We start from the raw sequence: 26,447 nt of genomic DNA, 5'->3' as shown, positions 1-26,447 counted from the left end.
CAAAACAATTTCTATACACAGAGTACGGTTTGCTAAACTGCGCAGCCTTCATTTAGCCAAGAGACTGATCCCGGATGTTTGACCGACTCTTCGTCCTGAGCCAATACATCATTCCGCAACTGGCAATTTCCCGCCTGGCCGGCAAACTGGCTGACAACGATAGCATGCCAGCCTTGAAGAACCGGGTCATCAAATGGTTTATCGGCCGTTACGGCGTGAACATGAACGAGGCAGCCGACCCGGATCCGGAATCCTATGCCAGCTTCAACGCATTTTTCACCCGGGCCCTGAAACCCGGGGCTCGGGTCATCGAGGGCGACCACCGCGTGTTTGCCTGCCCGGTGGACGGCGCCATCAGTCAACTCGGCCAGATCAGCAATGACCGTATTTTCCAGGCCAAGGGGCAGTCATTTGGTCTGACCGAACTGCTGGGTGGTGACGAAGAACGGGCTGCGCCCTTCGCGGAAGGGGAGTTCACCACGATCTATCTGTCACCCAAGGATTATCATCGCATCCACATGCCCATGGCCGGCCGCCTTCGGGAGATGGTGTACGTGCCCGGCAAGCTGTTCTCGGTCAATCCGGTCACCGCTGACCAGGTGCCCAACCTGTTTGCCCGGAACGAACGGGTGGCCTGCATTTTTGACACGGATGCAGGACCGATGGCACTGGTCCTGGTGGGCGCCATGATCGTCGGCAGCGTCGAGACCACCTGGGCCGGCGTCGTAGCGCCGAATCAGGACAGCGTCAGCCACTGGCAGTATCAGGGTGAAGAGGCCATCAGCTTCAACAAGGGCGAGGAAATGGGTCGTTTCCGGTTGGGCTCGACGGTCATTGCGATCATGCCCAAAGGCGCCGTGAGCTGGAACCCGGAACAGACAGCGGGCAAAACCGTCCGTCTGGGCGAGGCGTTCGGTCAGTTAGGCTGAGAACTCAGGCTCGGCCAAACGGGAAGGCCAGCACCTCATCAATCGAACGGGCGCCCACCTTGAGCATCTGCAATCGGTCCAGACCCAGCGCCACACCGGCACAGTCCGGGAGCCCGGATTCCATCGCCGCCACCAGGGTCTCATCAATGGCCATCTCCGGCTTGCCGGCAGCCCCGCGTGCCCGGTTGTCCGCCTCGAATCGTGCCCGCTGCTCTTCAGCGTCGGTCAGTTCCCAGTAACCGTTACACAATTCCAGGCCCTGACTGTACAACTCGAAACGGTGAGCGACGGCATAACCATCGTCCCGGGAGGTTCTGGCCAGCGCAGCCTGGGAGGCGGGATAACGGGTCACGAACACAGGGGCGTTCTGCCCCAGGGCGGGCTCAACGGCAAAGCTCATCACCAGGTCGAGGCAGGCATCACGGCCTAGGTCATCCAGTTGCCCGGGTTCCAGCCAGCGCTGGCAATACTGGCGCAACTCGGCGTCGGTGATGGCCATCGGATCAAAACCGGCGTGACGCATCAGCGCACCGCGATAGGTCAGAACCTCCGGTTGCGGGCACTCCAGCCAGCCGCAGACCAGGTCGCCCACCTCGGCCATCAGCTCACGGTCATCCATACCCGGGCGATACCACTCCAGCAGGGAAAACTCCGGGTTATGGCGCGGCCCGCTCTCACCGTCCCGGAACACCCGGGCAATCTGGAAGATAGGCCCGGCGCCAGCGGCCAGCAGACGCTTCATGTGGTATTCGGGAGACGTCTGCAACCAGCCACCCCGGACACCACAGGCCGCAACATCCGCGCGAATTCCGTCCAGGTTCAGGTCGGTCACACCAAAGCGGCCAAGCACCGGGGTTTCCACTTCCATAACCCGGCGGCGCGCAAAAAAGCCGCGAACATAAGCTAGTAGCTCGGCGCGGCTTTTCAGGGCTGCCAGTGAGGCAGCCGGTTGCCAGACAGTTGCGTCTGTCATCGCAGGATCAGCTGGTCTTGACCCGGCCCACGTACTCACCGGTACGGGTATCCACTTTCAGGACTTCACCGATGGAGATGAACAGCGGTACGTTGACCACCGCACCGGTGGACAATGTGGCGGGTTTGGAACCACCCTGAGCCGTGTCTCCCTTCATGCCGGGGTCGGTGTCCACCACTTCAAGTTCAACAAAATTCGGAGGCGTTACGCTCAGAGGGTCATCGTTGTACAGGGTAATGGTATAGACGTCCTGTTCCTTGAGCCATTTGACGGTGTCACCTACGGCCTTCTCGTCGGCGGCGTATTGCTCGAACGAACCGTCCGTCTTCATGAAATGCCAGAACTCACCATCGCTGTACAGGTACTCCATGTCGAGTTCGACCACATCGGCCGCTTCCAGGCTTTCACCCGACTTGAAGGTACGCTCCCAGACCCGGTTGGTCATCAGGTTCCGCAGTTTCACCCGATTGAACGCCTGCCCTTTGCCCGGCTTAACAAACTCGTTCTCGAGCATGATGCAGGGATCGCCATCCAGCAAAACCTTGAGACCACCGCGAAATTCGTTGGTAGAATATGAAGCCATGAAATGTCCACCTGACATATTGTCGTTAAAATTTCAAAGGTCGCTATGATACAGCGAACCCCTGCCCCTATAGAAGCCCGCGATCCGGAAGCGGACAGCGCACCGGCCCCGACATCCATCAGAGCCCCCCAGAGCAAGGACTGGCAAGCCATACTGAAGGCCTCCGTCACCCGGCCCGAGCAACTGCTTGAACGCCTGGGTTTGTCTGCATCCCAATGGCTGGACGGCGCAGAGGGCGGGCATTCACTGTTTCCCGTCAGGGTGCCGGAGCCTTTCCTTCAGCGTATGGAATATGGCAATCCGGACGATCCATTGCTCAGGCAGGTCCTGCCCAGAGCCGAGGAAACCCAGCAACGGACCGGTTTTGTCCAGGACCCGTTGGCCGAAGACAACGCCATTGCCGGCACCGGGCTGATCCGCAAATACCAGAGCCGGGCACTACTGATGGTGACAGGTCAGTGCGCCATCAACTGCCGTTACTGCTTCCGCCGCCATTTTCCCTATGACAGCCACCGGTTGGGCCCGGGCGAAAGGCGCGCGGTGATTGAAGCTCTGACCGCCAGCCCGGACATCAATGAAGTGATTTTCAGCGGCGGCGACCCCCTGGCCGTCAACGACCGACTGCTGGCTCGCTGGGCCGGGCTGATTGAAGAGGTGCCGCACATTCGCCGACTGCGGATTCATTCACGCCTGCCGGTTGTGATCCCCCAGCGGGTCTGCGACGAATTGCTGGCCTGGCTCACCGCCAGTCGGCTGCAGGTTGTCCTGGTGCTGCACATCAATCACCCGGCGGAAATCGATCAGGCCACCCGGTCCGCCCTGGCCAGACTAAGGGGGGCCGGTGTTACCCTGCTGAACCAGAGCGTGGTGCTGCGCGGGGTCAACGATTCCACTGACACCCTGTGTCAGTTAAGTGAGGCCCTGTTCGAGGCGGGCGTCATGCCTTATTACCTGCATGCCTTCGACCCGGTTGAGGGTGCCCATCACTTTGATGTCAGCGATCAGGAAGCGGCTGAGCTGGTTCGCGGCATGCTCAGCCGCCTGCCTGGTTTCCTGGTCCCGAAACTGGTCCGGGAAATTCCCGGCCAGCCGGCCAAGACACCATTGAACCTTTGGCCAGAGGCGTCATCGAAAAGTCATGGTAGCGACCCGTTTGTACGCTGATGTCGCTTTTTATTTCCTATTTGCTATCTTGACAGTGAATGAACATGAACAATAAAGGCATGTATTTTAGGCACTTTCAGTGCGAACCTCACATGTTATGGCAAATGGCGTAACGACATGGAAAGCAGGATTGTGAAACCAGAGCTCGTAGTCCCGGAGCAGAAAACGGCCAGCCTGTCGTTCTGCGACACCGCGCCCAAAGCTTTCCGGCAGTGGACGGAACAACTGCCCATGGCCAATATTGGCGAAGCCTCACGACAGCTTTACCATGCCATTATCGAACTGAACCAGGTGTTCCTGCCGCCGCAGCAGCGCATGCAGTTCCTGGAAATCATCCGTGACCGGATCCACTTTGTTTGTGAGGAACTGTCCCGTCACTTTCTGGGGCTGGCCATTGCCCTGCCGGAAAAACAGCGCAAAATCGCCAATCTTACCCAGGCCCTGCAACTGCACCTGGCCAGCGGCTACAAGCTCTGTCTGCTGGAATACCTGGATAGCAGTGTCACCGACAAGAACCGGCGCCAGATCGCTGTGGCCACCCATCGGGCCGTGTCGGAACTGGCCGAAACCATCCTTCGTGCACACCAGCTCTACTGCCCGAGCCCCCGGCGCAGTTGGCTCGAATGCCACCATCTGTTCCAGTTTGCCTATCGCCATCGTCTGCTTGATCAGGACATCGAGGACAACACGCTGGTTCACCGCAAATCCAGCACCGTCGCCGATAGCTACAAACGTATCCTGCTGTTGGGCTGCGCCCGCCCCAACCAGCTCAGACAGACGGAACTGACGCAGGTCTACGACCTGCTCGAAACCTGGACCGGTTACAGCCGGTGCGGTCCCGATATCGGCAGCGACAGCCTGTTCGTAGTCAACCCGGAACAGGATGGCCCGCCCATCTATCGCAGCCTGCTCGAAGCGGCGACCGGTCAGCAAAGCTATGGTCTGGACACCCACGAACTGTCCGACCACCTGTCGGCGACCATCAATGCCCGCCAGAGCCGCACCAAGGTCCAGACACCACTGGAGGTGCCCGGCAATGTCAGTGACCCGCTGCTAACCCACCTGAACCAGGCTCTGGGCATACTCGCCAAACGCAACTTCAACCGTATCGCCAGCCAGGGCACCCTGGAAATCTGTGTCGGCCTGACAGCAACCCACTATTTTGTAGCCGGCCAGAAAGCCTTCTCGGAATTTGTCTCCGGCAATGACAGTGACAGCCCGGAGCAGGAAAACCGTTTTGTCCGCAGCGCCAGGCAACAGGGCGATGCCTGGTCCCAGGCCCATGACGTAGCCCCCAGCGACGACCGACTGCACACCTCGGACTCCCCGATCAATTTCCGGGATTCCTCTGGCAGTCAGGCTGCAGCCAGCCCCGGCAAAGCCCCGCCCCGATCCTTTGAGACATCACTGGTGAATACCAGTCCGGGCGGTTACTGCGTCAGTTGGGAGAACAACATTCCAGCCTCACTGCAGGCCGGAGAGGTTCTCGGGGTGAGGGAACACAGCAGCCACCCCTGGAGCATCGCCGTGGTCCGCTGGCTGCGCCAGATCAAGAATCAGGGTTCTCAGGTTGGCATTGAGCTGCTGGCGCCCAGTGCCGCCCCCTGTGCCGTCCGCCTGATCCAGAAGGTGGGCAACAGCAGCGAGTACCTGCGTGGGCTACTGCTGCCTGAAATCAGTGTCGTCAATCAGGCCGCGACACTGGTCACGCCCCGCATGCCCTTCCAGACCGGCAGCCGGATCTCCCTGCTCCACGATGGCCGGGAGGATCAGGGGCATCTTCTGAAGAAGGTCTCGGCAACCGGCAGCATCAGCCAGTTCGAACTCAAGCTGTACAGTTCTGAAATCACGGCCGGCAAGCAGGCATCACCACTGGGGACCGGTGGAACCACCGATGATGAATTCGATTCCCTTTGGCCGTCACTGTAGACCAGTCGGTTGTTATTGAGCGCCAAGGACTGCATCATTAACCGCAACACCCATGGACTTTCAAGCAAATTGCCCCCGTCGATACCCGTCCCGGGCGGCATGAGATTTCCGACGCATGCAGAAGCAAAACTCGACCGTACACCTGTTGATCCTAGATCCGTCGCAGAATGATGCCGAGTCGGTAGTCAGTCTGTTGCGCAATGCCGGCCGGGCCACCCGGGCCCACCGGATCACCTCCGAAGAAGACCTTGAGGAAGCGCTGAAGACGGCCAGCTGGGATCTGCTGCTGGCCCGGGACCTGGAAGAGCAGGAGTTCGGACCGGACGACGCACTGGCCATGGTCAAGCGCATGGATAAAGACATCCCGTTCATCCTGCTGACCGAAACCGAAGACCGGGAACGGACGGTCAATATCATGCGGGCCGGCGCCCAGGATGCCCTCCCCTTCGAATACACCGACCTGATGGTACTGACAGCCAAACGTGAACTGGCTGCCCTGGAGGAGCGCCGCCGACGCCGGGTACTGGACTCCCACCTCCGGGAAGCCGAGCAGCGGTGCCAGTTGCTGCTGGAAAGTTCCAAGGATGCCATTGCCTACATCAACGACGGCATGCACATCTATGCCAACCAGTCGTACATGGAACTGCTGGGCTACGACGACCTTGACGAGCTGATCTGTATTCCGGTTCTGGACACCCTGACGCCCAAGAGTCAGGAAAAGTACAAGTCTTTCATGAAGGGTTTTGCCGAGAAACGCGAAGATGGCATGACGCTCAACTGCGCAGCCCGACGCAGCGACGACCAGGAGCTGAACGTCACCATGTCGGTATCGGCCGCCACTTTCGATGGCGAAGCCTGTACCCAGATCGTCCTCCAGCCCGAGCACTCCGATGCAGAACTCGAAGAAAAGCTCAAACAGATCAGCAGTCAGGACCTGCTCACCGGCCTGTACAACCGCCAGTACCTGATGGACGCCCTGGGCCAGGCCATTGCCGAAGCCGGCAAGAACAACGAAACCGGCGCCCTGGCCTATATCGCGCTGGACAACTTCATGAGCACCAAGACCCGGGTGGGTATTTCCGGGGCGGACCTGCTGCTGGGCGATCTGGCTACACTGCTCCGTGAGTATTCCGCAGACAAAGGCACCCTGGCCCGGTTGAGCGACGACGCTTTCTGCCTAATGCGCTTTCCATGTAATGAGAAGGACCTGGAGGAGCAGTGCAACCAGATCCGCAAGGCTGTGGAAGACCACCTGTTCGACATCAATGGCCGTACCGTTCCCGTAACCGTCTCCATTGGCATCGCCGCCATCACCGAAAATTCCCCGAACGCCGAGGATATGCTGGGCCGGGCCCACACTGCGACGGCGGAACTGAAGAAACAGGAAGGCCACACCCAGGGCAACGGCGTGCTGGTCTATAACCCGGCCGACCACGAAACCCTGGACGAGACCAATTCCACCGAGGCGATCCAGAAGGCTCTGGACGAGAACCGCTTCCGACTGCTGTTCCAGCCCATCATCAACCTTAGAGGTGAAGACGAGGAACACTACGAAGCCTTTGTCCGTATGCTCGACAAGGACGACAAGGAGATCTCGCCCTATGACTTCCTGCCACCGGCAGGGCCCAGCGACACGGCCATTCGCATTGACCGCTGGGTGATACTGCAGACCATCAAGCAGTTGGCCAGTCATCGCTCCCGGGGTCACGACACCCGTCTGTTCCTGAACATCACCTCGCGGACGCTTCAGGACAAAACCTTCACGCCCTGGCTCAGTGTCGCACTGAAAGCATCAAGACTGCCCGGTGACTCCCTGATCTTCCAGATCCGGGAAGGGGATGCCAACAATCACATGAAGCAGGCCCGGGAGTTTGCCAAGGCGGTTCACGAATTACGCTGTCGGGTATCCATCTCCCAGTTCGGGTGTGCACTGAACCCGTTCAACACCCTCAAGCACATTGATGCGGACTACGTGAAGATTGACGGGTCCTTCACCGAAGAGCTGCAGAAGAATGATGAAGCCAAGGACCAGGTCAAAGAGATGGTCAAGAGCCTGCAGAACGCCGGCAAACTGACGATTATTCCGCTGGTCGAGAATGCCGGCGTGCTGGCTACCCTCTGGCAGGCCGGCGTGAACTATATCCAGGGCTACTACCTGCAGGCGCCAGTGCCCGAGATGAACTACGACTTCGGCGACAGTTAAGGCTCAGACGGGCGGGCCTCAGAGCCCGCCCTGCTGCAGACTCTGATTGGTGTCACTTTCCCGGAAACCGATCAGATAGAGAATGGCATCCAGCCCGAGCGTCGAAATGGCATGACGGGCGGATTCCTTGACCAGCGGCTTGGCCCGGAAGGCTACCCCCAACCCCGCCTGGCTCAGCATGGGCAGATCATTGGCGCCGTCACCCACGGCGATCACCTGCTCACGGGAAATGTGTTCCTTTTCCGCAATTTCCAGCAGCAGTTCCGCCTTGCGCTTACCATCCACCACCTGCCCACAGACCTTGCCGGTCACCTGGCCATTCTTGATTTCCAGCTCATTGGCGTAGACATAATCGATGCCCAGCTTGTCCTGCAGATGCCGGGCAAAATAGGTGAAGCCCCCGGAGAGAATGGCGGTGCGATACCCCAGCCCCTTGAGACTCCGGATCAGGTGCTCAGCCCCCTCGGTCAGGCGCAGGCGGGCAGCGATACCCTCGAGGACCGATTCATCCAGCCCCTCCAGCAAGGCCAGTCGCTCGGCAAAACTCTGACTGAAATCGAGCTGCCCCTGCATGGCCCTTTCGGTGATTGCTGCCACCTGATCCCCCACCCCGGCCTCATGGGCCAGCTCATCAATCACTTCCGCCTCAATCAGGGTGGAGTCCATGTCGAACACGACCAGCCGGCGGTTACGCCGGAAGATGGAGTCTTCCTGGAACGCGATGTCCACATTCATCTCCCCGGCAATATGGAGAAAATCAGCCCGCAGCTGGTCGAGATCCTCCGGTGTACCACGCACCGAGAACTCCACACAGGCGATACGGTTATCCGAGGGGTTGAGGGAAGGCCGCGCAGACAGACGGGAAATGTTGTCGATATTCAGGCCATGGCGGGCGGTAATCGCCGACACCCGTGCGATCTGCTCGGCCTTGATGTCGCGGGACAGCAGCGTGACGATGTAGCATGCCCGGTTACGCCCCTCGGCCCAGGCCTGGTATTCCTCCCGGGTAATGGGGGCAAACCGGACCTGCAGATCCAGGGAATGCAGCCGGAACAGCAGATCACGGATCACCGGAGAAGACTTGGATTCATCCGGAATCTCGATCAGGATACCCCAGGTCAGGTGGTCGTGAATGACCGCCTGACCGATATCCAGAATCCGGACATCGTACTGCCCCATGATGCCGGTGATTTCCGAGGTCAGGCCCGGCTTGTCACGGCCGGACACATTGATCAGTACCAGCTCACTCACTGTCAGCATGCTCCTCTTCCCGGGCACGGGCGGCGGAAGGGAGCACGTCAATGGCGTCCACCCGCTGCAGGCCTCGGGGCAGCTTGTGCCCCCGGCGGCCCCGTTCGCCCTGGTAATGTTCCAGATCACCGAAACGCAGCCCGAGTTTGCGCTTGCCGGCACGGATTTCCAGTTGGTCTTCCTCGCCGAACACAGCCACCGCAACCACGTATTCTTCCCCACTCTGCAGCCGGGCCGATGGAATACTGATGATTTTGTTGCCCTTGCCCTTGGCCAGTTCCGGAAGCTCGCTGAGCGGGAATACCAGCATCCGCCCCTCGTTGGAAACCGCCGCAAGGTACAGGGTGGACGCTGTTTCCGGAACCATTACCGGTGGCATGATGCGGGCTCCCTTGGGCACGGTCACCACCGCCTTGCCCGCCCGGTTCTTGCTGATCATGTCGCCCAGCGCAGTGACAAAACCATAACCACCGTCGGTCACAAGCAATACTTTTCGCTCGGGCTTACCGGTCACCAGGCCGGCAAAGCTGGCACCGGAGGGTGGGTTGATCCGGCCGGTCAGGGGTTCACCCTGCCCCCGGGCTGACGGCAGGGAATGGGCCATCAGTGAATAGGCTCGGCCGGTGGAATCCAGGAAGATGGCCTGCTGGTTATTCCGGCCCTGGGCCGCCAGCGCGAACCGGTCCCCGGACTTGTAACTGAGGCCGGCCGGATCGATATCGTGGCCCTTGGCCGCCCGGACCCAGCCTTTTTCCGACAGCACAATGGTAACCGGGTCGTTGGACACCAGATCGGTCTCGCTGAAGGCGCGGGCTTCGTCGCGTTCAACGATTGGCGAGCGGCGGTCGTCCCCGTATGTCTCGGCATCCTGCTCAAGCTCTGTCTTGATCAGTTCACGCAGCCGGTCATCAGAGCCCAGAATAGCTTGCAGCTCGTCCCGCTCGGCAGACAGTTCATCCTGCTCACCGCGGATCTTCATTTCTTCCAGCTTTGCCAAGTGGCGGAGTTTCAACTCCAGAATGGCTTCAGCCTGCTCTGCCGACAGCCCGAAGCGGCGCATCAGCTCATCCTTGGGCTTGTCCTCATAACGGATGATTTCGATGACCTCGTCAATGTTGAGGTAAGCCACCAGCAGGCCTTCGAGAATGTGCAGGCGCGCCTGGACCTTGTCCAGACGATATTGCAGCCGACGGGTGACCGTGGTCCGACGGAACGCCAGCCATTCCGTCAGAATTTCCCGCAGGCCTTTGACACCGGGACGGCCATCATTGCCAATGACATTGATATTGATGCGGTAGGTTTTCTCCAGGTCGGTGCTGGCAAAGAGGTGAGCCATCAGCCCGTCAAGATCCACCCGGTTCGAGCGCGGCACAATCACCAGCCGGGTGGGATTCTCATGATCCGACTCATCCCGCAGGTCTGCCACCATGGGCAGCTTCTTGGTCTGCATCTGATGGGCAATCTGCTCGAGTACCCGATTTCCGGACACCTGGTGTGGCAGATCCGTGACCACGACCTCGCTGCCTTCCCGGATCCAGCGGGCCCGCATTCTTAGCGAACCGCGCCCGGTTTCATACATTTTATGAAGATCCCGCTGCGGCGTGATGATTTCCGCGCGGGTTGGGAAATCCGGACCCTGAATGTGCTCGCACAGTTGATCCACTGTCGATTCCGGCGCGTCCAGCAGCCGAATACAGGCAGCCGCAACCTCACGGGCATTATGGGGCGGGATGTCGGTGGCCATACCCACCGCGATGCCGGTAGTACCGTTGAGCAGCACGTGAGGCAGGCGGGCCGGCAGCACCGAGGGTTCGTCCATGGTGCCATCAAAATTGGGCACCCAGTCCACCGTGCCCTGTCCCAGTTCGCTGAGCAGCACTTCGGCAAACGGAGCCAGCCGGGATTCGGTATACCGCATCGCGGCAAAGGATTTGGGGTCATCCGGCGAGCCCCAGTTACCCTGGCCATCCACCAGCGGATAACGATAGGAGAATGGCTGCGCCATCAGTACCATGGCTTCGTAACAGGCGCTGTCGCCATGGGGATGGAATTTACCCAGCACATCGCCCACCGTGCGGGCGGACTTCTTGTACTTGGAGGTGGACTTCAGCCCCAACTCCGACATCGCATAGACAATACGACGCTGAACCGGCTTGAGACCGTCACCCACATTGGGCAACGCGCGGTCCAGGATGACGTACATGGAATAGTCGAGATAGGCCTTCTCGGTATAGTCCCGCAGCGATACCCGCTCGAACCCCTCATCCGTTGTCTGAAACTCTGGCATGGGTGCCTCTTTGCCTTGAATGACTGAATCAGAATGCCATTGTACGCCCCGGTCAGGGATTACCCGAATGCCTGACCGGTGGCGGCGCGGCGTGGCGCACATTATATGGACCCCAGTCCGGATACACCAATTTCCAATAGCGGAATTCCCGCATGGAGAGACGGTAATGGTCGCCGTATTCTCGCTGAAGTGACCGATAGCCGTTGTTTAACTGCGAATTAGCGGAAGCCTATGAAACCCAACCTCAAAGCATGTTGGCATGCGATGATCACAGCCCTGGTCAATGCTGTACTGGCGGTATCACTGATGCTGCTGGTGGAGTTTGCCATTAGTGGCAGTTTTCAGATGCCGGAACCATACTTGTGGGCGGGCCTGCTTATCTGGGCTGTCATATTTGTCGGCCAGTTCTGGCGTCAGCGTTATCTGTGTAAAAGCAACGAACCTTCCGGAAGTGCTCAAAAAGGCTGATACCAGCCAGATCCAAGGTCCCCGAGTTAGCGTAAAGTCTGATCAAAAATGCGTCACCCAAGACTACACGCAGAGTATAATCAGGCTTCCATTGAGAGGGACTGCCATGAATGTAATAAAAAACCTGGGTTTCAGAACAAAAATCGCCCTGCCCTTCGCCATCACCGCCATTGCCCTGATTGTTGTTGGCGTCTTCAGTGTCATGACCGCCAGAAACCTGGTGTCAGATACCGAACGCACCGCCTCCGTCTACCTGCCATCCGTCAGTGAAATCCTTAATGGCGACAGAGACCTGTACCAGGCACTCGTTGCCCAGATGAGCATTATTGACCTGGCATCCAGTGGGGATAGTTCCGATCAGTCATTCAAGGACTTCAACGAAAACGCCGACCAGGCACGGCGCCGGTATGAAGAAAGCATTGAGCGCCTGGCCGGGACCGGCGTTGCCGAGCATACCGAGGGCTTTACCCAGGCATTCAACCGCTGGCGCCAGTCGGCAACAAAAGTGATCGAACTGGCCCGTGATGGCGCCCCCCAGCAGGCCCGCAGGCTGGCTCGCAGCGAAACCGACGCACTCTTTGGTGAACTCCGGAACTACTTTGACAAGGCCGGCGCTCATGCCGACGAGCAAGCCCAAAACAGGGCTGCCAGCGCAGCAGCAGACGGACTGGCCAGCTCAACAACCGTTCTGGTCATCACCGTCATAGCTCTGATCCTCAGCGTGATTCTGTTCATTGTGTTTCTCAGGCTGATCATTCAATCCATCGGTACCCTGCGCGCACAACTGGATGACATTGCCGACGGAGAAGGCGACCTGACCAAGCGCATCCCGGTAACGAAACAGGACGATCTGGGCACTCTGTCCCATAGCTTCAACCGGGTGCTGGAAAATCTTCAGAGCATGATTGGCTCCATCCAGTCACTGAGCCGGGATCTGGGCGCCGAGTCCACGCACCTGGCCACCTCAGCCCGGGATAACAGCGAGGGGGTGACCAAACAGACGGACTCCATCACCATGGTCGCCACCGCCATCAACGAAATGCAGAGTGCCATCGAAGAGGTCGCCGGCAACGCTTCACGGGCAGCCGAGTTGACCCGCAACGCCGAGACCAAAGGCAACAACGGTGCCCGTATCATCCAGGGGTCATCAGAGCAGGTTCGCCAACTGGCCACCCGTATCGGCGAGGCGGTGGACGTCATCCGCAAACTGTCCACCGATTCCGACAACATTACCTCGGTGCTCGACGTCATCCGCGGCATTGCCGAACAGACCAACCTGCTCGCCCTGAATGCCGCCATTGAGGCCGCCCGTGCCGGTGAACAGGGCCGTGGCTTCGCCGTGGTCGCAGACGAAGTCAGAACCCTGGCCCAACGTACCCAGAAATCCACCGAGGACATCCAGTCAATGATTTCCACACTTCAGAGCGGGGTTACCGAAGTTGTCGATATCATGGAAGTCAGCGGCAAAGAAGCAACTGCAACGGAGAAATCCTCCGAGGAAGCCGATCAGGAACTCCGGGCAATCCTTGAAGCCATTTCCGACATCGCAGACGTGAACACCAGCGTCGCATCGGCCACTGAGGAACAGACTCAGGTCATTGACGAGATCAACCGGAGCATCACCGACATCAATGACCTGGCAGCCGCCAGCGCTGACCGTTCCCAGGCCATCGACGGCATCAGCAAATCCCTGGAGGAATACGCATCACAACTGGAAAGCCAGACCGGACGGTTCCGCGTTTAACGCGCGGAAACCCGGTCTCCAGCCCCGGTTACTGGCGAATACCTTCAACCGAAATTTCCAGTTCTACGGTTTCCGAGGCTTTACCAAGATCCATGGGGATGCCGAAATCTTTGAGGCGCAACTCGGTTTCCGCCTCAAAGCCCATCCGGTAACCACCCCATGGGTCCTCACCATGGCCGACCATCTCGGCATCGAGGGTAATTTCACGGGTGACGCCGCGCAGGGTCAGGTCCCCGACAATATCAGCCTCACCATCATCACCAACCACGACCTTTGTGCTTTCAAAGGTCGCTTCGGGATATTCGCTGACGTACAGGAAATCTTCACTGCGCAGATGCTTGTCCCGCTCGGCATGGTTGCTGTCTACACTCCCAGTGTCCACCGTAACCGACACCGAACTGTTCTCCGGGTTTTCCGCATCGTAGGTGAATTCGCCGTCAAAATCGTTGAAGCGCCCATACAGCCAGCTGTACCCAAGATGTGAAATCCTGAAGGTAATGAACTGGTGACGACCTTCAGTATCGAATTGATAGGTGCCACTGTGGGTGTCGGCCTGAGCCGTCCCCACCAGGGCCATGGAAATGGCAGAAGCAAGCAGCAGTTTTTTCATCGGTCTCTCCTTGGTGCAGTGGTATCAATCAGAGGGCCCGGGCTACGAACGTCCGAGCATACGAGTAAGTGTTGGATCCCGGTCTACGAAATGGTGCTTCAATCCGGCCAGTGCATGAAGGGCGGCCAGGACAATCAGCGTCCAGGTACTCCAGTAATGGACAACACCGGCGATATCCTCCATACCCTGGATACGACCGGTGAGTGACGGCACTTTGAACCAGCCAAACACATGAATCGCGGTTCCATCGGCGGTTGAAATCAGGTAACCGCTGATCATCGCAACAAAAACGAGCAGGTAGAGAAGCCCATGAGCCAGATGGGCGGCCAACACTTCCCAGCGCCTGTGTCTGGAAACGGCAGCCGGGGACGGCGTCAACAGACGCCAGGCCACGCGCACGAGCATCGTAATGAACAGCAGGATACCCACGCTGCGATGCACATCCGGCCCGGTCTTGTACCAGGGGTCATAGTAGGTCAGTCCAACCATCCAGTAACCCAATGCGAACAGACCAATGATCCCGGCCGCCACGACCCAATGCAGGATCACGGTTACCCATCCGTAGGTCTGCGGCGAATTCATCAGTGCCATGGCTGGAAATGCTCCTCTAATCAGCCGGTCTGTCCAAATCCAAATGATTGCCAAAAGCATAGAAAGCCTGGGCCGGAGGGGAAAACGAAATGTTTTGCTGACCACCATCAGATTTTCTGATCAACCGGCCCCCGGCGTGCGAAAAACGACCTACGGGTTCTACGGATTGCGGGAAACTATGGTGAAGATAGACTTTTCACATACTATGAAACCAAGCCCTTTCGCCGGGGCGCCTGCGACCGCGAGGAACTTCACATGGAACTGGAATTCGACGAATCCGTCGTTGTCCCGAGCAACAACTGACAGCCCCTTCGGCGCACCCGGTGCCGGTCCGGGTGCATCCCCTGCCCCCTGGCTATTGGCACCCTTTTATTGACTTAAGTGGTGGTAATAGCCAATTTTTTTTGGCACTCTTTAGACCTGTAAGCTAATCCAGCCCATCCATAGGTGCATCGGTGCCAGGGATCAAGGCACTCTGGCTGACTGCTGTGCGGCACCAGAGTCACCACCGATGTTTTCGCTAACGGTTCAGATTCTGCCTATGTCCCAAAGCCTTCCTGATCCCGAAATTGACTTGCTGTCCCCGATGCTGACTCAGGAAGGCGATGTCTGGACGGCTAGTTTTCGCGGTCTGACCCTGCGCACCGCCCTGCAACCGATCTACAGCATTTCCCACAAACGCACGATTGGTTATGAAGCGCTGATCCGTGCGTTCGATAACGACCGATGCCCGGTTCCCCCCCTGCAACTGTTCAGGCTCCCCGAATCCGAGGGCGAAAACCTCCTGCTGGATCGCCTGTGCCGGTACCTGCACATGCGCAATTATTGCGACATACAGGACCAGCTCAACTGGTTGTTCCTTAACGTGTCGCCAAAAGTGGTGACAGCCGGCGGACTCGCAAGCTCGTTCTTTGGCCAGTTGCTGAATAAAACGGGGTTGCCACCCCACCGGGTGGTGATTGAAATCGTCGAACAGCCCACGGATGATCCGGCCAAGTTGCGGGACACCGTCGCCTATTACCGGGAACTGGGTTGCCTCACCGCCATTGATGATTTCGGAGCCGGCCATTCAAACTTCGAGCGCATCTGGAACCTGTCCCCGGACATTGTAAAGCTGGACCGGGAGCTACTGTGGCGCGCCTCCGAAGAGCCCCGCGCGCGGCAGATTCTCAACGGTATGGTGTCGCTGTTGCACCAGTCCGGTTGTCTGGTGTTACTGGAAGGCGTCGAAACCCGGGATCAGGCCATGATCGCTATTGATGCGGGTGTGGATTTCGTCCAGGGCTTCTACTTCCGAAAACCGGCACTGGAACTGGACAGCTTTACCCGCGAGCCGATCGATCTGGACGAACTCCTCAGCGAATACAAACGCTATAAAAAAGTCACCCACGACCCGGCCCAACAGGTGCTCGACTTCTTCGATGGCCCCTTCCGGCGAGCGACCGAACTGCTGGAGGAAGACGCCTCCATGGCAGGCGCGTGTACAGAACTACTCGACCACCCAACGGTCTCCCGCTGCTACCTGGTCGATCACAACGGCATACAGATCGACGACACCGTCGTCTCTGACACCGCGCTGAGAAACCGTGACCCACGATTCCGCCCCCTGGAGAGCACTGCCAGTGCCGACTGGTTCCGCCAGGAATATCTGCGTCAGGCGCTGGCCTACCCGAATACCCTGCACGTGACGTCACCCTATCTCTGCGTCACCGGAGCCTACATGTGTGTCACCCTGTCCCGGGCTTACAGTTATCATGGCCGGATGCGAGTGCTCTGCTGCGACATCCTGGCTGATAATCACGCCTGACCGTCACCTCAGCGGCAAGTCGTACACCAGGGCGATCACCACTACTGTCACCAGCCCCACAAACAGATTCATCGGCAGCCCCACCCTGACAAAATCCCCAAAACGATAGCCACCGGGCCCGAACACCATCATGTTGGTCTGATAACCCAAAGGGGTGGCAAAACTGGCGGAAGCCGCCATCATGATGGCGATCATAAAAGGCTCCGCCGGCGCGCCCAGACTGGTGGTCAGAGACAGCACCACGGGTACCAGCAGAACCGCTGCGGCGTTATTGGTGATCACTTCGGTCAGTACCGACACCAGTACATACACCAGCAAAAGCGCCAGAAGCACATGGCCGTGACTCAGCTCCAGTACCGTGCCAGCCAGAAATCCGGCAGCGCCGGTCTGCTCCAGAGCCCCTCCCAGGGCAAACGAAGCGGCAATGGTCAGCACCACAGGCACATCCACGGACTTCTGCGCCTGCCCGACCGAACAGCAGCCACTGAGAATCATCAGGGCCGCTCCCACCAGCGCAGCATTGAGCATGGACAACAGGCCCAGCGCCGCCATGCCCACAACCGACAACAGGATGCCCCAGGAAAGCCAGGCCCGCTCGTGCCGGGGCGCTTCGGTTTCCAGATCATTGATCAGCAGAAAATCCTTGTTGTAACGCTGGCGACTGACAAACGCCGGACGGGCTTCCAGCAGCAGGACATCCCCGGGCTTGAGGCGGATATTGCCCAGATTCCCCGGCACCCGCTCCCCACCGCGGGCCACGGCCAGAACCACGGCGCCATACCGGTCCCGGAAGCGGGCGTCCCGGATGGTCAGTCCCAGCACGTCGGACTGGGGCGACAGGGCCGCTTCGACCAGGCGTCGTTCCGCCCGGTCCTTGCTCAGGGCCGGTTCGTCATCGTGCACCGAGGGAACGATACCGTTGATGCGCAGCAGGTCCGAGATGGCCTGGGTGTCGCCGGCAAACACCAGCCGGTCACCGCCCCGCAGGCGTTCTTCCGAGGGCACCGCCGTGACCACGCTGCCATCCCGCTCGATTTCCACCAGATACAGACGATCAAGCTCCCGCAGGCCCGCCTCTCCGACGCTTTTACCCACCAGAGGCCCTTCAAACGCCACCGCCACCTCAAGGGTGAATTCCCGGACGGAACCGAACTTGTGCTGATCTTTCCGGTCCGGCAGAAACCGTGGCAGGAAAATCAGCATGGCCGTAACACCGATAACGGCCACCGGCAGGCCCACCGCAGTAATGGCAAACACGGAAAAGCCCTCGCCGCCGGTCAACTGCTGGTACTGACCATTAACCACCAGATTGGTGCTGGTGCCGATCAGGGTCAGGGTTCCGCCCAGAATGGCGGCGTAGCTCAGGGGAATCATCAGACGTGAGGGGGAAATGCCGATCTTGCGGGACCAGGCATGGACGGCCGGAATCATGGTGGCAACGACGGGCGTGTTATTCAGAAAGCCACTGAGCAGGGTCACCGGCAGGGCAATCCGGGCCTGGGCCCGCCGGACCGAGCCGGGCCGCCCCAGGATGTAATGCACCAGCAGGTCCACGCCGCCGGAATGATGGACGCCGGAGGCCACGACAAACATGCCCACGACGGTGATCAGACCGGGATTACTGAAGCCGGCAAGCGCCTGTTCCGGCGCCAGTATGCCGGTGGCGCTGAGCACCACCAGCACCGACATCATGACCAGATGGGGCGCAAACCGGCCGGAACTCATCAGTCCGAGAGCGACGGCGGCGATGCCCAGAGAAAACCAACCTTGCCAGTCCATAATCCGGTCTTATCCAATCCTGAAACCGGCAGGATAACGGGCAAATAAAAGATTTAAAAAGAATAACTAATGATTTTTATATTCCAGAAATGAACATCAAACCTCAATGTCCGCCATATTGCCGTAGGTTTCCAGCCAGGAGCGGCGGTCGGATGCCCGCTTCTTGCCCAGCAGCATATCCATGCGCTCCTCGGTTTCATCACCGTCTTCCAGGGTCAGCATGACCAGACGACGGGTGTCCGGCGCCATGGTGGTTTCCCGTAGCTGCAATGGGTTCATCTCACCCAGACCCTTGAAGCGGGTCACCTGGATCTTGCCCTTACGCTTTTCGGCCGCCAGGCGGTCGACAATGCCCTGCTTCTCATGCTCATCCAGGGCATAGAAAGTTTCCTTGCCCAGGTCCACCCGATACAGTGGGGGCATGGCCACAAACACATGGCCGGCGGCGACCAGTGGCCGGAAGTGTTTAACGAAGAGTGCGCACAGCAGGGTGGCGATGTGAAGGCCATCGGAGTCGGCATCCGCCAGGATGCAGATCTTGTTGTAACGCAGCCCTTCGAGCCTCTCCGACCCCGGATCCACGCCAATAGCCACGGCAATGTCATGCACTTCCTGGGAGGCCAGGATTTCTCCCGGGTCCACTTCCCAGGTATTCAGGATTTTGCCCCGCAGCGGCATCACCGCCTGGAACTCCCGATCCCGCGCCTGCTTGGCGGAACCACCGGCAGAGTCACCCTCCACCAGGAACAGCTCGGAGCGGCTGGCGTCGGCCCCGGAACAGTCCGCCAGCTTGCCGGGCAGCGCCGGGCCTGAGGTCACCTTTTTACGGGCCACCTTCTTGCTCGCCCGCAGGCGGCGCTGGGCATTGCTGATGAACAGTTCAGCCAGGGATTCGGCAATGTCGGTATGCTGGTTCAGCCAGAGGCTGAAGGCGTCCTTGACCACGCCCGAGACAAAAGACGCCGCCTCACGGGAGGACAGGCGCTCCTTGGTCTGCCCCGAAAACTGCGGCTCCTGCATCTTGAACGACAGCACATAGGCTACCCGCTCCCAGATGTCCTCCGGCGTCAGCTTCACGCCCCGGGGCAGCAGGTTGCGGAACTCACAGAACTCCCGCATAGCCTCCAGCAGCCCGGTCCGCAGCCCGTTAACGTGGGTGCCGCCCTGGGTGGTCGGAATCAGGTTCACGTAGCTTTCCAGCACCGCATCGCCGCCTTCCGGCAACCACTGGATCGCCCAGTCCACGGCCTCATTATTACCGGAAAAGCTGCCGGTAAACGGCTCAAGGGGAACCGCTTCAATGTCCGCCAGCGCGGTGCGCAGATAATCGCGCAGACCGTCCTGGTAGAACCATTCGTCCTTTTCCCCGGTTTTCTCCTGCAGGAAAGTGACCGTCAGCCCAGGGCAGAGTACCGCCTTGGCGCGCAGATTGTGGCGCAGGCGGCTGATGGAGAAGTTGGGGCTGTCGAAGTATTTCGGGTCCGGGGTGAACAGCAGCCGGGTACCGGTGTTGCGCTTGCCAACAGTATCGACTACTTCCAGTTCCGATGCCTTTTCGCCATCGGCGAACGTCATCCGGTGCATCTCACCGTTGCGCTTGATGGTGATCTCCAGATGGGTGGACAGCGCGTTCACCACGGAAACCCCAACCCCGTGCAGACCACCGGAGAAGTTGTAGTTACCCTGGGAGAATTTACCGCCCGCATGCAGTCGGGACAGGATCAGCTCGACCCCCGGCAGCCCCTCCTCCTTGTGGATATCCACTGGCATGCCCCGGCCGTCATCCTCCACCGACAGGGAGTTGTCGCTGTGCAGGATGACATCAATACGCTTGGCATAGCCCGCCAGAGCCTCGTCCACACTGTTGTCGATCACCTCCTGGGCCAGGTGATTCGGGCGCGAGGTATCGGTGTACATACCCGGGCGTTTGCGCACCGGATCGAGACCGCTCAGAACTTCGATGGCATCGGCGTTGTACTGTTGCTGGCTCATAATGGGGGCGAGGCTCCGCAATTGGTCATAAAAGCAGTCCATAGCTTAGGGATTCAGGGTGAAAGATCAACGGTTGATGAAGCCAAAGCGCTTTTCCGTTATCCTTCCGCCACTTTTCCACTGCGACAGCCTGACAGCCAAACCCGGGGCCTGCCATGTTCGACATCATCTATTTTCTCGAAATGATCGGCGTTGTCGCCTTTGCCATATCCGGAATGATCGTCGCCCGCTCCAAGAATATGGACCCCGTGGGCGTATTCACCATCGGGTTTGTCACCGCACTCGGCGGCGGCACCCTGCGGGACCTGATGATGAACAATCACCCGCTGTACTGGATCAAACATCAGGAGCAGCCCATTCTGATCCTGGCGATGGCCGTGGTGTTCAGCTACTGGAGCCGGGCCCATAGCCTTCGGGAGTCGCGCATCGTGTTTCCCGACGCCATTGGCCTGGGGATTTTCACCATACTCGGGGCGCAACTGGCCCTGGACCTGGGGCATTCCTGGTTCATCGCCTCCCTGCTCGGGGTGATGACCGGTACCTTCGGTGGCGCCCTGCGGGACACCCTGTGCAACGAAGTCCCTTTCATCTTCCGCAAGGACCAGATCTACGCCTCCATCTCCTTTGCCGGTTGCTGGCTGTATTTTGTCTGCCAGTGGCTGCTGGAAAGCGAAACCCTGGCCCTCTCCATTGGTCTGCTGTTCATTGTCATTTTCCGACTGGCCGCCGTGCGTTTCGACATCCGCCTGCAGCGGGACCAGAGCCACTCCTAGCCAGAAATTGCAGGGCTTCAAAGGCCAATCATCCCTTGGCGTGGCGCCCCTCAAACGGTAACATTGCCGTTTTTTCACCGTCCCCGGTTTCCCGACCGGAGCCGATCCAAATTCCAATTTCCAGCACCCTGCGAGGCAGATTCCGTCATGTTTGAACGACTGTTCCAGCTCAAGGCCCATGGAACCACGATTCGTAGAGAAGTGGTTGCAGGCATTACGACCTTCCTGACCATGGCCTATATCATCGTGGTCAACCCGAGCATCCTGTCGTCCACCGGCATGGATTTCGGCGCTGTTTTCGTGGCCACCTGCCTGGCAGCCGCCATCGGCACGCTGATCATGGGCCTCTGGGCCAACTACCCCATCGCACTGGCACCGGGCATGGGCCTGAATGCGTTCTTCTCCTTCACGGTGGTTGGCAGCATGGGGTACAGCTGGCAGGTGGCGCTGGGTGCCGTGTTCCTGTCCGGCTTCATCTTCTTTATTCTCAGCATCGTGAAAGTGCGGGAATGGATCATCAACAGCATTCCCATGTCGCTGCGCTTCGGCATTTCCGCCGGTATCGGTTTCTTCCTGGCGCTGATCGCCCTGAAAAACGCCGGCATCGTGGTGGATCACCCCGCCACCCTGGTGGGCCTGGGTGACATCAAGGCTGCCGAGGGTCTGCTGTTCTTTGGCGGCTTCGTGCTTATCTGCGCCCTGTCGTTCCGTCGCATCACCGGTGCGGTCATGATCGGCATTCTGGCCATCACCGTCGTTTCCATGCTGCTGGGCATGGTGGAATACGACGGTCTGGTGTCTACGCCGCCGAGTCTCGCCCCCACCTTCCTGGAACTGGACCTTTCCGGCGCCCTGAACATCGGCATGATCAGCGTCATCTTCGCCTTCCTGTTCGTGGATCTGTTCGACACCTCCGGTACGCTGATCGGCGCCGCACACCGTGGCGGCCTGCTCGACGAAAACGGCAAGCTGCCACGACTGGGCCGAGCCCTGATGTCCGATTCGGTCGCCACCATGTCCGGCGCCGCCCTGGGCACCTCGACCACCACCAGCTACATCGAGTCTACAGCGGGCATCTCTGCTGGTGGCCGCACCGGTCTGACGGCCGTCGTGGTGGCCATCCTTTTCCTGGCCTGCCTGCTGTTTTCGCCGATCGCCAGCATCATCCCCGCCTACGCCACGGCCCCGGCCCTGCTGTACGTCGCGGTACTCATGGCCAGCGGCCTGAAACTGATAGACTGGGACGACATTACCGACGCCGCGCCGGCAATTGTAACCGCACTGACCATGCCACTGACCTTCTCCATCGCCAACGGCATTGCCCTGGGTTTCATCACCTATGCTGTGGTCAAGGCTCTGTCCGGGCGCTGGTCTGATCTGAACCCAAGCGTGGTGATCATCGCGGTGGTCTTCGTTCTCAAATTCATGTTCCTGGACGCCGCCTGAGCGGCGTCCTGAGTACGGACCGGATCTGTCATGGACTATTTCTCCGAAAGCATCAAAAAAGCCATCCGCACGGTGCCGGACTGGCCCAAGCCGGGCGTGTCCTTTCGTGATATCACCACTGTCCTTCAGGACAGGACGGCCTTTCGCAAACTGATCGACGCTTTTGTCCACCGCTACCATGGTGAAAATATCGATGCGGTTGCCGCCGTGGACGCCCGGGGCTTCATTATCGGCTCTGCACTGGCCTACGAACTGAATGCGTCTCTGGTGCTGGTGCGCAAGAAAGGCAAACTGCCGTTCGACACTCTGGTCGAGGATTACGATCTGGAATACGGCACCGCCTCGGTGGAACTGCACAAGGATGCCTTCAAACCGGGTGACAAGGTGGTGCTTGTCGATGACCTGATCGCCACCGGCGGCACCATGCTGGCCGCTACCCGGCTGATCCGCCGGATCGGGGCTGAAATCGTCGAGGTCGCCGCCATGATTGACCTGCCGGACCTGGGCGGCTCAAAACGGCTGCGTGACGATGGCCTTGAGGTCTATACTGTCTGTTCATTCGACGGCGAATAATCCACAAGCCACAGCGGAGGTACCATGCCGGACTATCAACATCACTGGAAAGACGGTACCCCGCTTCACCTGCCTTTGGGCAAAATCCTGTGCGTAGGCCGCAACTACGCCGAACACGCACAGGAGCTGAACAATCCGATTCCCGATGAGCCGCTGCTTTTCATCAAACCGGCCACCGCCGCGGTTCACCTGACCCGCCCGATTTCACTCCCGAAAGACCGGGGCGCCGTTCATTTTGAAACGGAACTGGCGGTCCTGATCGGCCAGCCCCTGACCTCCGCGTCGGAAGCCGAGGTAAAGCAGGCGATTCTCGGCTATGGACTGGCGCTGGACCTGACGCTTCGTGACGTTCAGTCCCGCCTGAAAGAAAAGGGTCAGCCCTGGGAGCGGGCCAAGGGGTTCGACGGGGCCTGCCCGCTGTCGCCATTCGTGCCTGCCGACAAGCTGCCCGAAGGCAACATCCACTTCACCCTGGACATCGACGGCCAGCGTCAGCAGACCGGCGATACCCGTGACATGCTCAACCCCATCCTGCCGCTTATTGCCCACATGAGTGAGCATTTCACCCTGCAACCGGGCGACGTGGTGCTGACCGGCACCCCAAAAGGCGTTGGCCCGCTGGTGTCCGGCCAGACCCTGTCGCTGGAACTCGAAGACGTGCTGTTTGTGGAGACTCAGGTTCTCTGACCGGTTGCCTCCCTGAGGGTTACGGACCGGGAGCGGGACCGATTACTCTGAGGCTTGCACAGCCGGAAGGACTCTGTCCAAAAAACGCTCCTTCGGCACATCCCTGTGGCGCTTGGGCTCCGCCATCCCTGGCTCCGCACATTTTTGGACAGAGTCCTCCCGTCTGCGCGACTGAGCCCCGGGATAGCCCGCCAATAGCCTGAAAGAAATTATGCTTTGCCCCACCCCATTCTCCATGAGCTGTAACTAGGCCCTTCGTGGGCCCAGCTTTCCAAAAATTTCGAAGGCCAGGGATGGCCTGAGAGAAGCGCACAGGGGTGAGGCAAGCGTTTATGAAGCAAAGCTTCATGCGCAGCCGAACGACAGCAATCTATGATTGCTGGCCGGACCCGCTTGCGGGTGCTCGTAGCGGTTTTGGGAAGTCCAACCCATAAAGGGCTCACCCCCAAAACATGAGACGGGAAGATTCAGGACAGAGAGGAAACCCACTCCCGAAGCCCCTCAGAAGCGCCCTTTCGGATCACCTCGGCCCCGAATACCGACGCCGGTTCACCCGGGTCGATGACGGTGATTGGCACACCCGGATTCACCTCATGCACCAGACCGGCTGCCGGGTAAACCTGGAGTGAGCTCCCCACAATCAGCAGGCGATCAGCGGTGGCGACCACATCGGCGGCCGCGGCCAGCATGGGCACTTCCTCGCCAAACCAGACGATGTGCGGACGAAGCTGGGCACCCCGGTCACAGGTATCACCGGGCTGGATGTCCCGATAACCGATATCGTAAACCAGCTCCGGATGCAGCGAACTGCGCGCCCGCGTGAGCTGTCCGTGCAGGTGCAGGACCTGACTGGAACCGCCCCGTTCGTGAAGATCATCGACGTTCTGGGTGACGATGGTCACCCGATAATGCTGTTCCAGTTCCGCCAGCAGGCGGTGGGCAGGATTGGGTTCGGCAGCCTGAAGCTGGCGCCGGCGATCGTTGTAGAAACGCAGGACCAACTCGGGATTACGCTCGAAGGCTTCCGGGGTCGCCACGTCGTAGACGCTGTGCTGCTCCCAGAGCCCGCCATTGTCACGGAAGGTGGAAAGCCCGCTCTCGGCGCTGATGCCAGCGCCGGTGAGTACAACGATATGATCTGTCATCAGTCCAGCAGCTTGCCCGGGTTCATGATGCCGTTGGGATCGAAAACCTGTTTGATGCCACGCAGGTAGGCGATTTCCGCTTCACTGCGGGTGTACTGGAGATACGGCTTCTTGGTCATGCCCACGCCATGCTCGGCAGAAACACTGCCCTCGTAGCGTTGGACAATCTCGAACACCCACTTGTTCACCTGCTCACACTTGCCGAAGAACTCCTCTTTTTCCATCGCCTCCGGCTTGAGGATGTTCAGGTGCAGGTTGCCATCGCCAATGTGGCCGAACCAGATGATCTCGAAATCCGGGTAATGCCGGGTGACCACGTCCTCAATCTCCTGCAGGAAACCGGGAACACGGGAAACCACAACGGAGATGTCGTTCTTGTAGGGCGTGCGGGGGGCGATGGACTCGGAGATGCCTTCGCGCAGCTGCCACAGATTACGGGCCTGGGTTTCGCTCTGGCTGATCACGCCATCCAGGACCCAGCCCTCTTCCATGCAGTGCTCGAACAGTTCCATAGCGTCGTCCATAACCTGGTCGGAAACCGCTTCGAATTCCAGCAGCGCGTAATACGGCGCTTCGGTATCAAATGGCGCCTGCACCTGCCCATGCGCCAGCACGTGGCCCATGGCCTGGTGGGAGAAAAACTCATAGGCAGTCAGGTCCAGCTTCTTCTGGAACGCCTTGAGTACATCCATGGTATTGGTGAGATCGTTCAGGCCAAGCACCAGTACTGTCAGATCATCCGGCTGGCGGGTGAGTTTCATGGTGGCTTCAGTGATGAAGCCCAGGGTGCCCTCGGCGCCGATAAACAGGTGACGAAGATCGTAGCCCGTGTTGTTCTTGGCCAGATCCTTGTTCAGATCCAGCACGTCGCCTTTACCGGTGACCACTTTCAGACCGGCCACCCAGTCCCGGCTCATGCCGTACCGGATCACCTTGATGCCACCGGCATTGGTGGACAGGTTGCCACCGAGCTGGCTGGAACCGGCGGAGGCAAAGTCAACCGGGTAGTACAGGTCGTTTTCCTCGGCAAAATTCTGCAACTGTTCGGTGATCACACCCGCCTGGCAGCGCACGGTACGATCACTGGCATTGAAGTCGACAATCCGGTTCATGTTATCAAACGCCACCACAACCTCACCGTTGGCTGCCACAGCGCCGGCACTCAGGCCGGTACGGCCACCGGAAGGCACCAGGGCCACCTGATGGTCATTGGCGAACCGCACCAGGGCCTGCACCTGCTCGGTGGTTTTCGGCAGAACGACGGCCAGCGGACGGGGTGCATGGATCTTGGTCCAGTCCTTGCCGTAGGTTTCAAGATCGGCAGGATCGGTCAGCACTTTGCCCGGGGTATCACCGGCGGCAACCAGCTCTTCAAGGGAAGCGATGATCTGTTCGGAAGTCATGAAATCAGTCAGTCTCGTCGGGGTTAGGCCGGCGCCCGGCAGGGCGGTCGGATCGGCGATTGATCCAGGTAAACCGGCACACTGTGAAAGTCGGCGTTTATGGTATCATA

Annotated in this window: 21 protein-coding genes; 11 read left to right on the top strand and 10 right to left on the bottom strand. The window is 59.4% G+C overall.

The genetic code is table 11. From position 1 onward, the window contains the following. Positions 1-74: 74 nt before the first annotated feature. Positions 75-929 carry an archaetidylserine decarboxylase gene (gene asd, locus HNR38_RS12695; RefSeq protein WP_183704764.1) on the top strand — a complete coding sequence of 285 codons (855 nt, stop codon included), beginning with the start codon at positions 75-77 and terminating at the stop codon, positions 927-929. A gap of 4 nt (positions 930-933) precedes the next feature. On the opposite strand, the gene epmA is transcribed toward asd, so the two are convergent. Both epmA and efp read right to left on the bottom strand, forming a co-directional pair. Continuing rightward, entirely contained in the window at positions 934-1,902 is a 969-nt protein-coding gene (gene epmA / locus HNR38_RS12690) for an EF-P lysine aminoacylase EpmA (protein WP_183704762.1), read from the bottom strand. Between the two features lie 7 nt (positions 1,903-1,909). Beyond that, positions 1,910-2,485 (bottom strand): elongation factor P, encoded by a 576-nt coding sequence (gene efp, locus HNR38_RS12685; protein ID WP_183704760.1) that lies wholly within the window; start codon positions 2,483-2,485, stop codon positions 1,910-1,912. A 45-nt stretch (positions 2,486-2,530) separates the two neighbouring features. On the opposite strand from efp, the gene epmB reads away from it, so the two are divergent. From epmB to HNR38_RS12670, 3 genes are all read left to right on the top strand, one after another. Beyond that, positions 2,531-3,649 (top strand): EF-P beta-lysylation protein EpmB, encoded by a 1,119-nt coding sequence (gene epmB, locus HNR38_RS12680; protein ID WP_183704758.1) that lies wholly within the window; start codon positions 2,531-2,533, stop codon positions 3,647-3,649. Between the two features lie 117 nt (positions 3,650-3,766). Then, positions 3,767-5,578, top strand: coding sequence for a GTPase (locus HNR38_RS12675; RefSeq protein WP_183704756.1), 1,812 nt, complete (start codon positions 3,767-3,769; stop codon positions 5,576-5,578). Positions 5,579-5,693: 115 nt separating this feature from the next. Further along, complete coding sequence (locus HNR38_RS12670; RefSeq protein WP_183704754.1) at positions 5,694-7,781, top strand: EAL domain-containing response regulator; 2,088 nt, start codon at positions 5,694-5,696, stop codon at positions 7,779-7,781. Between the two features lie 18 nt (positions 7,782-7,799). Here the strand turns inward: HNR38_RS12670 and serB are convergent, their stop codons facing one another. Both serB and parC read right to left on the bottom strand, forming a co-directional pair. Then, a complete protein-coding gene (gene serB / locus HNR38_RS12665) occupies positions 7,800-9,041 on the bottom strand; it encodes a phosphoserine phosphatase SerB (protein ID WP_183704753.1) in 1,242 nt (413 codons plus the stop codon). Then, positions 9,025-11,319 carry a DNA topoisomerase IV subunit A gene (gene parC / locus HNR38_RS12660; RefSeq protein WP_183704751.1) on the bottom strand — a complete coding sequence of 765 codons (2,295 nt, stop codon included), beginning with the start codon at positions 11,317-11,319 and terminating at the stop codon, positions 9,025-9,027. Before parC ends, serB begins: the two co-directional genes overlap by 17 nt. Before the next feature lie 231 nt (positions 11,320-11,550). Between parC and HNR38_RS12655 the strand changes: the two genes are divergently transcribed. Both HNR38_RS12655 and HNR38_RS12650 read left to right on the top strand, forming a co-directional pair. Further along, positions 11,551-11,787, top strand: a complete 237-nt coding sequence (locus HNR38_RS12655; protein WP_183704749.1) for a hypothetical protein — start codon at positions 11,551-11,553, stop codon at positions 11,785-11,787. 106 nt (positions 11,788-11,893) lie between these two features. Further along, complete coding sequence (locus tag HNR38_RS12650; protein ID WP_183704747.1) at positions 11,894-13,531, top strand: methyl-accepting chemotaxis protein; 1,638 nt, start codon at positions 11,894-11,896, stop codon at positions 13,529-13,531. Between the two features lie 28 nt (positions 13,532-13,559). On the opposite strand, the gene HNR38_RS12645 is transcribed toward HNR38_RS12650, so the two are convergent. Both HNR38_RS12645 and HNR38_RS12640 read right to left on the bottom strand, forming a co-directional pair. Then, positions 13,560-14,141 (bottom strand): YceI family protein, encoded by a 582-nt coding sequence (locus tag HNR38_RS12645; protein WP_183704745.1) that lies wholly within the window; start codon positions 14,139-14,141, stop codon positions 13,560-13,562. Positions 14,142-14,183: 42 nt separating this feature from the next. After that, a complete protein-coding gene (locus tag HNR38_RS12640; protein ID WP_183704743.1) occupies positions 14,184-14,732 on the bottom strand; it encodes a cytochrome b in 549 nt (182 codons plus the stop codon). 541 nt (positions 14,733-15,273) lie between these two features. On the opposite strand from HNR38_RS12640, the gene HNR38_RS12635 reads away from it, so the two are divergent. Beyond that, the gene (locus HNR38_RS12635) at positions 15,274-16,539 is read left to right on the top strand and encodes an EAL domain-containing protein (protein WP_183704741.1); all 1,266 of its coding nucleotides are present in this window, start codon (positions 15,274-15,276) and stop codon (positions 16,537-16,539) included. Between the two features lie 3 nt (positions 16,540-16,542). On the opposite strand, the gene HNR38_RS12630 is transcribed toward HNR38_RS12635, so the two are convergent. Beyond that, positions 16,543-18,318, bottom strand: coding sequence for an SLC13 family permease (locus tag HNR38_RS12630; RefSeq protein WP_183704739.1), 1,776 nt, complete (start codon positions 18,316-18,318; stop codon positions 16,543-16,545). Positions 18,319-18,414: 96 nt separating this feature from the next. After that, the gene (gene parE / locus HNR38_RS12625) at positions 18,415-20,310 is read right to left on the bottom strand and encodes a DNA topoisomerase IV subunit B (protein WP_183704737.1); all 1,896 of its coding nucleotides are present in this window, start codon (positions 20,308-20,310) and stop codon (positions 18,415-18,417) included. Between the two features lie 155 nt (positions 20,311-20,465). Between parE and HNR38_RS12620 the strand changes: the two genes are divergently transcribed. The 4 genes from HNR38_RS12620 (at position 20,466) to HNR38_RS12605 (ending at position 23,789) form a co-directional block, all read left to right on the top strand. Further along, positions 20,466-21,083 carry a trimeric intracellular cation channel family protein gene (locus tag HNR38_RS12620; RefSeq protein WP_183704735.1) on the top strand — a complete coding sequence of 206 codons (618 nt, stop codon included), beginning with the start codon at positions 20,466-20,468 and terminating at the stop codon, positions 21,081-21,083. 147 nt (positions 21,084-21,230) lie between these two features. Next, positions 21,231-22,529 (top strand): NCS2 family permease, encoded by a 1,299-nt coding sequence (locus HNR38_RS12615; RefSeq protein WP_183704733.1) that lies wholly within the window; start codon positions 21,231-21,233, stop codon positions 22,527-22,529. Positions 22,530-22,559: 30 nt separating this feature from the next. Beyond that, on the top strand, positions 22,560-23,102 hold the full coding sequence (locus HNR38_RS12610; RefSeq protein ID WP_183704731.1) for an adenine phosphoribosyltransferase: 543 nt from the start codon (positions 22,560-22,562) through the stop codon (positions 23,100-23,102). Positions 23,103-23,126: 24 nt separating this feature from the next. After that, complete coding sequence (locus tag HNR38_RS12605; RefSeq protein ID WP_183704729.1) at positions 23,127-23,789, top strand: fumarylacetoacetate hydrolase family protein; 663 nt, start codon at positions 23,127-23,129, stop codon at positions 23,787-23,789. Between the two features lie 467 nt (positions 23,790-24,256). Here HNR38_RS12605 and HNR38_RS12600 read toward each other — a convergent pair whose 3' ends face one another. Together HNR38_RS12600 and HNR38_RS12595 are read right to left on the bottom strand one after the other, a co-directional pair. After that, positions 24,257-24,934: an SIR2 family NAD-dependent protein deacylase gene (locus HNR38_RS12600; protein ID WP_183704727.1), complete on the bottom strand. Its 678-nt coding sequence runs from the start codon at positions 24,932-24,934 to the stop codon at positions 24,257-24,259. Beyond that, positions 24,934-26,337, bottom strand: coding sequence for an FAD-binding oxidoreductase (locus HNR38_RS12595; RefSeq protein ID WP_183704725.1), 1,404 nt, complete (start codon positions 26,335-26,337; stop codon positions 24,934-24,936). The genes HNR38_RS12600 and HNR38_RS12595 overlap by 1 nt, the downstream gene beginning before the upstream one ends. Between the last annotated feature and the right edge of the window lie 110 nt (positions 26,338-26,447).

The sequence above is a fragment of the Marinobacter oulmenensis genome, assembly GCF_014201735.1.
GTDB classification, from domain to species: Bacteria; Pseudomonadota; Gammaproteobacteria; order Pseudomonadales; family Oleiphilaceae; genus Marinobacter; species Marinobacter oulmenensis.
This window is presented reverse-complemented; position numbering and strand designations above follow the sequence as displayed.